The sequence below is a fragment of the Streptomyces boncukensis genome, from assembly GCF_011045075.1.
In the GTDB taxonomy this organism is placed as follows: Bacteria; Actinomycetota; Actinomycetes; order Streptomycetales; family Streptomycetaceae; genus Streptomyces; species Streptomyces boncukensis.
The window spans coordinates 1-7852 of the sequence record NZ_JAAKZZ010000361.1 but is presented as its reverse complement, the minus strand read 5'-3'; the positions used below and the strand labels follow the sequence as shown (position 1 = coordinate 7852).

Here is a 7852-nt window from a genome sequence, read left to right as displayed (position 1 = left end):
ACCTCCCTCTGCGAGGCAGTGTGCGCCCGTACCCGGGCCTCCAGCACCCTCTGCACCTCAAGACCAAGAATCACGCCCTGCCAACGAGCACGACCTCACCAGCAGAACTTCCGCGGCGAAGCACTAGGTCAGGGAGCGAGCACGACCGTCTTGCCGGGCAGGCGTCCGGCGCCGGCATCCGCGTGCACGGCGGCCAGGTCGGCTACCAGGCGGTGGGCGGCGACGTGGATCCGGACCGTGCCGGCGTCGACCTTGCCCACCAGCTCGGCCAGCTGCGTGCCGTCGGGGCGGACGAAGAGGTTCGCGCTGCGCACGCCGCGGGCCGGATCCTCCGGGACGGGCCCCGCGGTGCTCACGGCGACACCGCTGTCGGCAACGTACGACGTCAGCTGTGCGAGCTCGTCGGGGGAGACCCGCACGTGGTTGACCACGACGTCGAACGGACCGCCCACAGCGGCCGGACCCGCGGCAAGTTCGAGCGGTCCGAACACCTGGTGGGCGCCATAGCCCCGCAAGCGCTCGCCATGCTGCTCCCCGTCCACTGCGGTCACCTTGGCCCCTGCGTCGACGGCGAGCTGCACGACCAGGCTGCCCACCCCGCCTCCCGCTCCGTTGACCAGGACGGACTGGCCGGACTTCACCTCGGCGAGCTCGAACGCCGTCTGCCATGCGGCCAGGCCCGTCAGCGGCAGGGCCGCTGCGTCAGCCAGCGCGATCGTGCGGGGAGCCGGGGCCAGGGATTCGGCGGGCACGGCCACGTACTCGGCGGCGCCGCCGGCGGAGTCGAGCGGCAGCATCGCCACCACCTGATCACCCGCCTGGAAGCCCGTCACGCCTGCGCCGAGTTCCTCCACGGTGCCCGCCAGGTCGATCCCCGGCACGTAGGGGAGCTCGATCGGGATCATCTCGGCCAGGGCACCGGCGCGGATGTGGTCATCGACCGGATTGAACGAGGTCGCCGCCATGCGCACCAGCACCTGCCCGGCGCCGGGAACGGGACGGTCGACGTTCTCGTAGCGCAGCACCTCACTGCTGCCGAACTCGTGGAAACGCACTGCCTTCATGGCACTTTCCTCCAGGATCTGTAGGGGATGCCGTCGCCCAGGGAGCTGAGGCGATCCGGCGGGAACGAGGAGCACCCGAGGTGCTCAGGTCAGCTGCACCGACCGGGTGGAGTTGCCCATCACCATGCGGTCGATGGCGCTCACGGCACTGGCCGGGTCGTCGGCGGTACCGACGGTGACCAGCAGCGGAACGAAGTGCTCGGCCGTCGGATGGGCGACGGCGGCGCCGGGTGCTTGGGCGCGGTAGTCGGCAAGAGCGTCCGCGTCGCCCCGTGCAAGAGCCTCAACCGCCCACGTGTCGAAGGCTGTTGTGGCTTCGGCGAGTTCCGGCCGGCGGAATACGGCGAAGCTGTGCGTCATGAAGCCCGAACCGAGCACGAGGATGCCCTCCTCGCGCAGAGCCCGCAGGCGCGCCCCCAGGGTCAGCAGGGCGTCGGGGTCCAGGCTGGGCATCGACAGCTGGACGACCGGGATGTCCGCGGCCGGGTACATCGCCATCAGCGGGATGAAGGCGCCGTGGTCGAGACCGCGGCCGGTGAACTCGTGCACCGGTGTCCGGCCCAGCACGCCCCCGAGCCGCCGCGCCAGGTCGGTGGCGTCCGGCGTCGCGTAGGGCAGGGTCTTGTAGCGGGGATGGAAGCCGCTGAAGTCGTAGTACAGCGGAGTGCCGGCCGCGGCACCGGACATCGCGACCGGCGCCTGTTCCCAGTGCGCTGAGACGACGACGATCGCCCGGGGCTTGGGCATCGACTGCGCCCAGTTGAACAGGTCGCTGAGCCACTGCGGATCGTCGAGCGTGAACGGTGCCCCGTGACTGACGAACAGGCCCGGCAGCGGACCGTAGGACGGGTCCCACATCCGCTGCTCACGCGCCTGCGGCAGTGCTCGCGCCAACAGGTCGTCGTATGCCCCGGCCGGAGTGGATGAGGCCAGGTTGTGCATGGGGGTCATCGAAATCAGACTCCTTCACTTGCCCAGGCAAGCCCTATGACTTGCTCGGGCAAGTGAAAAGCTAACCCGACAATGCATGCCCAGGCAAGGGATGCGGCTTGCCTGGGCAAGTATGATGGGGTTCATGAGCACCCAGTCACCCTGGCTCGACGACGACCAGCAGGCCCTGTGGCAGGCACTCCTCACCGTCGTCATCGCCCTGCCCGCAGCCCTCGACCGCCAGCTGCAGCACACATCGAACATCTCCAACTTCGAGTACGGGGTGCTGGCCCGGCTCTCCATGGCCGACGATCACACCATGCGGCTCAGCGACCTGGCCCGGGACTGCGACAGCACCCAGCCCCGCCTGTCGAAGCTGATGGACCGCTTCGAAGCCCGTGACTGGGTCGCCCGCCGCCCCGACCCGGAAGACGGCCGCTACACCCTGGCCACCCTGACCGACACCGGCCGGCAGAAACTCGCCGAGACCGCACCCGAACACGTCGCACAGGTCAAGCGGCTCGTCTTCGACCCGCTCACCGCCGCCCAGCGCCGCCACCTCACCACCGCGCTCACCCGCATCGCCGCCACCGTGCGCCAGGAACTCGACTGCTGAGGACCCGGGGCCCGTGGGTGGTGTGCGGGATCTTCCTGCTCCGCAGCCAGGTGCGGATCGCCCTGGAGCCGCAGCCCCTTGTCCCCGCCGACTCCCCCACCGCGGAGTTGCCGCTTTGCCCTCTCCCAAGGTGCGGTCGGTGCAACAATTCCGCAGGGCAGGACGCCGCACGGACGGCGGCCTGCCTCCGTGATACGCCCGGTCCGGCAGCGTCTTGGCAGGCCCTTCCCCTGGATCAGGGCTGATCGACTGATCGACGCGGAGGCTGGGGAAGCACGCACCCCTTCAAGAGAGGAGAGATGTGCTCACCAACCGACTGGCTCTGCCCGCGCCCTGGGCCGCCCGCCAGCTCAGCGGCACTGTCGAGGAGGGCCGTCTGCTGTCCCGCTGGATGGGCCAGACGTATCTGGAGGAGACCTGGGACCAGGCGTGGCCGCCGGAGCGCTGGACGGAGGAGTTACGCCGGCTGCACGGCAACAACGGGGGTGACGGGGGCGGACCGATCCTGATCACGTACGAGGGCAGGCAGTTCGCCTATATCGAGGTCTACCGGCCGCTGCACTCCAACATCGCCTCCTTCCAGCACTGGGGCCGACACGACCTGGGCTTCCACATAGCGATCATCGACCACGCGCTGACCGGGCGAGGGCTGGGCACCGCCTTCGTGGGCGACCTCGTGCAGACGTTGTTCCGGTGCTCGCCGGCAGCGGGGCGCGTCGCCGCCGAGCCCGACGTACGCAACCTGGCCTGCCGCACGGTGCTGGAGCGGGCCGGAATGTCCCTGGTCAGGACGGTGCAACTGCCACACAAGAAGGCGGCTCTGCATGTGTGCCCCCGGTCGCGGTACCGGGGCGCGACCGCCCCGGTACCGCATGAAGGGCGGACGGAGGCGCAGCGTGGCACGGAGTGACGCCGGTCCGCGCCTTCCGCGCACGGCGGCCGGAGGGCAGTCGGGCCCGGTCGCGCTGAGCAGCCTGCTGCTGAGCGTTCACCAGTCCGGATACGTGGTGGTGCCGCTGCTGGTCGGCGCGGCGGTCGACACCGCTCTCGGCGAGAGCCCGGCCGTGCTCCTGCGGTGGTGCGCCGCCCTCGCGGCGGTGTTCGCCCTGACGGCAGTGGCCGGGGCGCTGGGCAGCAGGCTGAACTACGCCGCGGAGCTGGCCTGGGCCCACCGCCTGCGGGTCGCGCTGGTTCGGCGCATCCTGTCCCCGCACGGCTTCGCGGGCCGCGCGCGCCGCGACGGCGAGCTGACCGCCCTGGTCCTGAGGGACACCCAGCAGCGGGCGGGGCTGGCGACCGTCGCCGGCACGGTCGTCCCCGCTCTGGTCTCGATGGTGATCGGCTTCGCGGCCCTGCTGGCGGTGTCCGCGGCACTGGCCGCGCTGCTGGCCGCCGGGGTCGGGACGACGCTGCTGCTCTCCCGGGTGCTGTCCCGCCGGCTGACCGCCCGGATCGACGCGGAGCGCGGCGGTCTGCTGGACATCGGGGCGCAGGCCGAGGACGTGCTCACCGGCCTGCGCACCCTCAAGGGCCTCGACGCCGAGGCCGAGAGCGTCGAACGCTACCGGCGGGTGAGCCGGAGCGCCGTGCGGACCAGGGTGGCGGCCATCCGCTGGGAGAGCGCCTACCGGGCCGTCAATTCGGCCGCGTCCGGGCTGCTCATGGTGGCCGTGATCTGGTTCGGCGGTTCGGCCGTGCTGGACGGGTCGATGACCGTGGGTCGGCTCGTGGGAGCCGTGGGACTGGTGCAGGTGATCGCCACCGCGCTGGAGCGGCTGACCTCCATGGGGACGCTGATCGCCCGTGCCTCCGTGTCGCGTACCGCGATCGACGAGATGCTGCGCGCCCCCGCCGGGGTGCCCGACGGGCCCCTGGCGCCTCCGGGGCCGGGCGCCGGGGAGGTACGGCTGAGCGGTGTGCGGGCCGGATCGCTGCGGGGGCTCGACCTGCGTGTTCCAGCCGGAAGCCACGTCGGGATCGTGTCACGGACGGAAGCCGACAGCGACGCCCTGCTCGCCCTGCTGTCGCGGGAGGGCGCATACGAGGGAAGCGTGCTGCTGGACGACGTGGAGCTGCGCGAGATGCCGGTCACCGCCGCACGGGAACGTCTGACCGTGAGCCGGCACGACGCCGATCTGTTCCCCGGCACGGTCATGGACAACATCGCGTCCGGCGCGTCCGGCCCCTCGGCCCGCCTCCGTGCCGACCCGTACATCCGGGCAGCCGCCGTCGACGAGGTGACGCGGGGCCTCCCGCACGGTCTCGACACCGAGATCACGGAGCGCGGCCGCTCGCTCTCCGGCGGCCAGCGCCAACGTGTGGTGCTGGCCCGTGCCCTGGCCACCGAGGCGCCGGTGCTGGTGCTCGCCGATCCGCTCAGCGCCACGGACGCGGCGACGGAGCACCGGGTCTCCCAGGGCATCCACCGGGCCCGTGCGGGGCGCACCACCCTCCTGCTCACCAGCAGCCCGGCGGTGCTGGCGGGCTGCGACCACGTGGTGGTGCTCGACGGCGGGAGAGTGGCCTTCGCCGGTACGCACGCCGAGCTGTCACACCGCCCGCACTACGCCTCGGCAGTGTTCGCATGAGTTCCGAGGAGCTTCCGACCGCCGGTGTGAAGCAGACCTGGCGGGTGGTGCGGGACTGCGGCCGCGACCAGGCCGGGGCCGCCTGGGTGGCGGCGGTCTGCCTGGTGCTGAGTTCGGCCTCGGTGCTGGTGGTGCCCCTGCTGGTCGGACGGATCGTGGACATCGTCACCGGCTCGGGCGACAGGGGCCTGCTCGGCCCGGCCGCCTTCGGGGCGCTCGTCATGACGGCGGTCGGCGCCGTCCTCGCCGCGGTGGGCGCCGGTCTCACCGCGCGGGTCTGCGAGAACGCCCTGGGCAGGCTGCGCGAGCGAGCCCTCGCCGCAGTGGTGGCCCTGCCGCTGCCCACCGTGGAGCGCCTCGGGCGGGGCACCGTTCTCAGCCGTACGGTCGGCGATGTGGGCGTCGCGTCCGACGTGGCCCGGGGGGCGCTGCCGGCCTTCCTGTCCGCGCTGCTGACCCTGCTGGTCACGTGCGGCGGCCTGCTGGCCCTGGACTGGCGCCTGGCCCTCGCGGGTGCTTTGCCGCTGCCGGTCTGGGTGGCGGCCACCAGGGGCTATCTGCGCCGTTCCGGACCGCAGTACGCACACGAGCGCACAGCCGAAGCGCGGTTGAGTCAGTTCCTGCTGACGGGGATCTCCGGCGCCCGCACCCTGCGTGCCCTGTGCCTGGAGGACGCGCACACGGCCGTGATCAAGGAACGGTCCGAGGCGTGGAGCGCGGCGGCGCTGCGCACCTGTGTGACCCGGGTGCGGTTCTCGCTCCACCTCAACGGGGCCGAACTGCTGGGCCTGCTGGCGGTGCTGGTGACGGGGTCGGCGCTGGTGAGATCGGGGTCGCTGTCGCTCGGCGCGGCCTCGACGGCCGTGCTGCTGCTGATGCGCGTCTTCGAGCCGGTCGGGACGCTGCTCTACCTCCTGGACGAGGTGCAGTCCGCTTCGGCCGCCTTGGCCCGGCTGGCGGGCGTCGTCACGGAGCGTACGGGGGACGCGGAGCGCGGGGAGAACGCGGAGCGTGGGGAGGACGCGGAGGACGCGGTGCGGTCCGGCCGCGAGCTGCCGAGCGACGGCGGACTCACGGTGCGCGGACTGGAGTTCGGTTACGCGGACGGCGCTCCCGCCGTCCAGGATGTGACGTTCCGCGTGGAGCCGGGCGAGCGCGTGGCAGTCGTGGGGCCCAGCGGTGCGGGCAAGTCCACGGTCGTGGGCCTCGTCACGGGGGTGCACACGCCCTGGCGCGGCAGCGTGACGGTGGGCGGGGTGCCGATCGGGCGGCTCCATCCGCGGGCCACGGGGCTGGTCACCCAGGAGAGCCATGTCTTCGCGGGGTCGGTGCGGGACAACCTCTCGATCGCCCGGCCCGACGCCGACGAGCCCGCGATGACCGCTGCGCTGGCCCAGGTGGGGGCGTTGGACTGGGCGCTGGAGCTGCCCGAGGGGCTGGAGACGGTGGTCGGGCCGGGGGGCGAGGCGCTGTCCCCCGCCCGGCGGCAACAGCTGGCCCTGGCCCGGCTGGTGCTCGCGGACCCGCCCTTGGCCGTTCTGGACGAGCCCACCGCCGAGAGCTACGGCGGGGATCGCTCGGCCATGAGAACCGCTGTGGACGCCGCCCTCAAGGGGCGTACGGGGATCGTCATCGCGCACCGGCTCAGCGACGCCCGCGCCGCCGACCGGATCCTGGTTCTCGACGAGGGCCGAGTGGCCGCGTTCGGCACGCACGAGCAGCTGCTGCGCGACGGCGGCCTCTACGCCGAGCTGTGGTCCACCTGGACGGCGCCCCGGGACGCGGCCGGACGGACCGGGCGGGCCGGGTGGACCGGGTGGACCGGGCGGTGAGCCGGGCAGCGACGTGCCCGGTCAGCGACGCCGGGCGCCGTGCCCCGCCCGGGATTCGACCTCGGCAGCCAGCGCCATGAGCTCCGGCTTCCTCATCAGGGTGCGCACAGGGATACGTACCCCGAACCGGTCCCTGATCCGGGCGATGAGGCGCATGGCGGTGAGGGAGTGGCCGCCCAGATCGAAGAAGCTGTCCTCGTCCCGGACGCCCGGCTGGTCCAGCACCTCGGAGAACAACCGCCGCAGCACCGCCACGGTCTCCACCGGCTCCGGCCCCGGCTCCGGCCCCGGCTCCGGACCCGACGGCTCCGCGGCCACGGACCGCACCCGAGTGACCGCCCGGACCACCCGGTCCTCCCCCGCCGCCGCACCGTCCAGCAACCGCTCCATCCCCTCCACCAGCCCCTCGACCGTCGAACGGTCCAACAACGCCGAACCGAACTCCACCGTCAGCACCATCCCACCGCCGTCCGGCAGCTCCACGAAGGCCACCGCAAGGTCGAAGGCGGCTTCACCCGAGGCGACGGGGAAGGGGGTGCTGTCGGCCCCGCCGTCGAGGTCGGGAACCAGTTCCGTGTGGTGCTGCTGGGCGAGGAGGACCTGGAAGAGCGGATTACGACTCGGATGCCGCGGCGGATTCAACGCCTCCACCACCCGGTTGAACGGCACATCACCCCGGTCCAAAGCCCGCAGATCCGCATCCCTCACCCGCACCAGCAACTCACCGAACGACGGCTCACCCCCCACATCACTCCGCAACGCCACCGTATTCACAAAAAACCCCACAACATCCCCCAACTCCTCCCCCCGACGCGTGGACAC

Annotated in this window: 7 protein-coding genes; 4 read left to right on the top strand and 3 right to left on the bottom strand. The window is 72.3% G+C overall.

What is annotated here, in order from left to right; genetic code table 11:
* Positions 1-128: 128 nt before the first annotated feature.
* Positions 129-1064, bottom strand: coding sequence for an NADP-dependent oxidoreductase (locus G5C65_RS26595; RefSeq protein ID WP_165301478.1), 936 nt, complete (start codon positions 1062-1064; stop codon positions 129-131).
* Between the two features lie 84 nt (positions 1065-1148).
* A complete protein-coding gene (locus tag G5C65_RS26590) occupies positions 1149-2015 on the bottom strand; it encodes a DODA-type extradiol aromatic ring-opening family dioxygenase (RefSeq protein ID WP_165301477.1) in 867 nt (288 codons plus the stop codon).
* 124 nt (positions 2016-2139) lie between these two features.
* Between G5C65_RS26590 and G5C65_RS26585 the strand changes: the two genes are divergently transcribed.
* The 4 genes from G5C65_RS26585 to G5C65_RS26570 all read left to right on the top strand — a co-directional run bounded on the left by G5C65_RS26585 (position 2140) and on the right by G5C65_RS26570 (position 7030).
* A complete protein-coding gene (locus G5C65_RS26585; protein WP_165301476.1) occupies positions 2140-2610 on the top strand; it encodes a MarR family winged helix-turn-helix transcriptional regulator in 471 nt (156 codons plus the stop codon).
* A 301-nt stretch (positions 2611-2911) separates the two neighbouring features.
* Positions 2912-3520, top strand: a complete 609-nt coding sequence (locus tag G5C65_RS26580) for a GNAT family N-acetyltransferase (RefSeq protein WP_165301475.1) — start codon at positions 2912-2914, stop codon at positions 3518-3520.
* Complete coding sequence (locus G5C65_RS26575; RefSeq protein ID WP_165301474.1) at positions 3507-5198, top strand: ABC transporter transmembrane domain-containing protein; 1692 nt, start codon at positions 3507-3509, stop codon at positions 5196-5198. Before G5C65_RS26580 ends, G5C65_RS26575 begins: the two co-directional genes overlap by 14 nt.
* A complete protein-coding gene (locus G5C65_RS26570) occupies positions 5195-7030 on the top strand; it encodes an ABC transporter ATP-binding protein (protein ID WP_165301473.1) in 1836 nt (611 codons plus the stop codon). The genes G5C65_RS26575 and G5C65_RS26570 overlap by 4 nt, the downstream gene beginning before the upstream one ends.
* A 21-nt stretch (positions 7031-7051) precedes the next feature.
* Here G5C65_RS26570 and G5C65_RS26565 read toward each other — a convergent pair.
* The coding region (locus G5C65_RS26565; RefSeq protein WP_241266073.1) for a condensation domain-containing protein at positions 7052-7852 on the bottom strand (801 nt) is incomplete at its 5' end.

Coding starts and splice junctions, on each gene's coding strand:
- G5C65_RS26595 (WP_165301478.1), bottom strand. CDS start 1,064: ATGAAGGCAGTGCGTTTCCACGAGTTCGGCAGCAGTGAGGTGCTGCGC.
- G5C65_RS26590 (WP_165301477.1), bottom strand. CDS start 2,015: ATGACCCCCATGCACAACCTGGCCTCATCCACTCCGGCCGGGGCATAC.
- G5C65_RS26585 (WP_165301476.1), top strand. CDS start 2,140: ATGAGCACCCAGTCACCCTGGCTCGACGACGACCAGCAGGCCCTGTGG.
- G5C65_RS26570 (WP_165301473.1), top strand. CDS start 5,195: ATGAGTTCCGAGGAGCTTCCGACCGCCGGTGTGAAGCAGACCTGGCGG.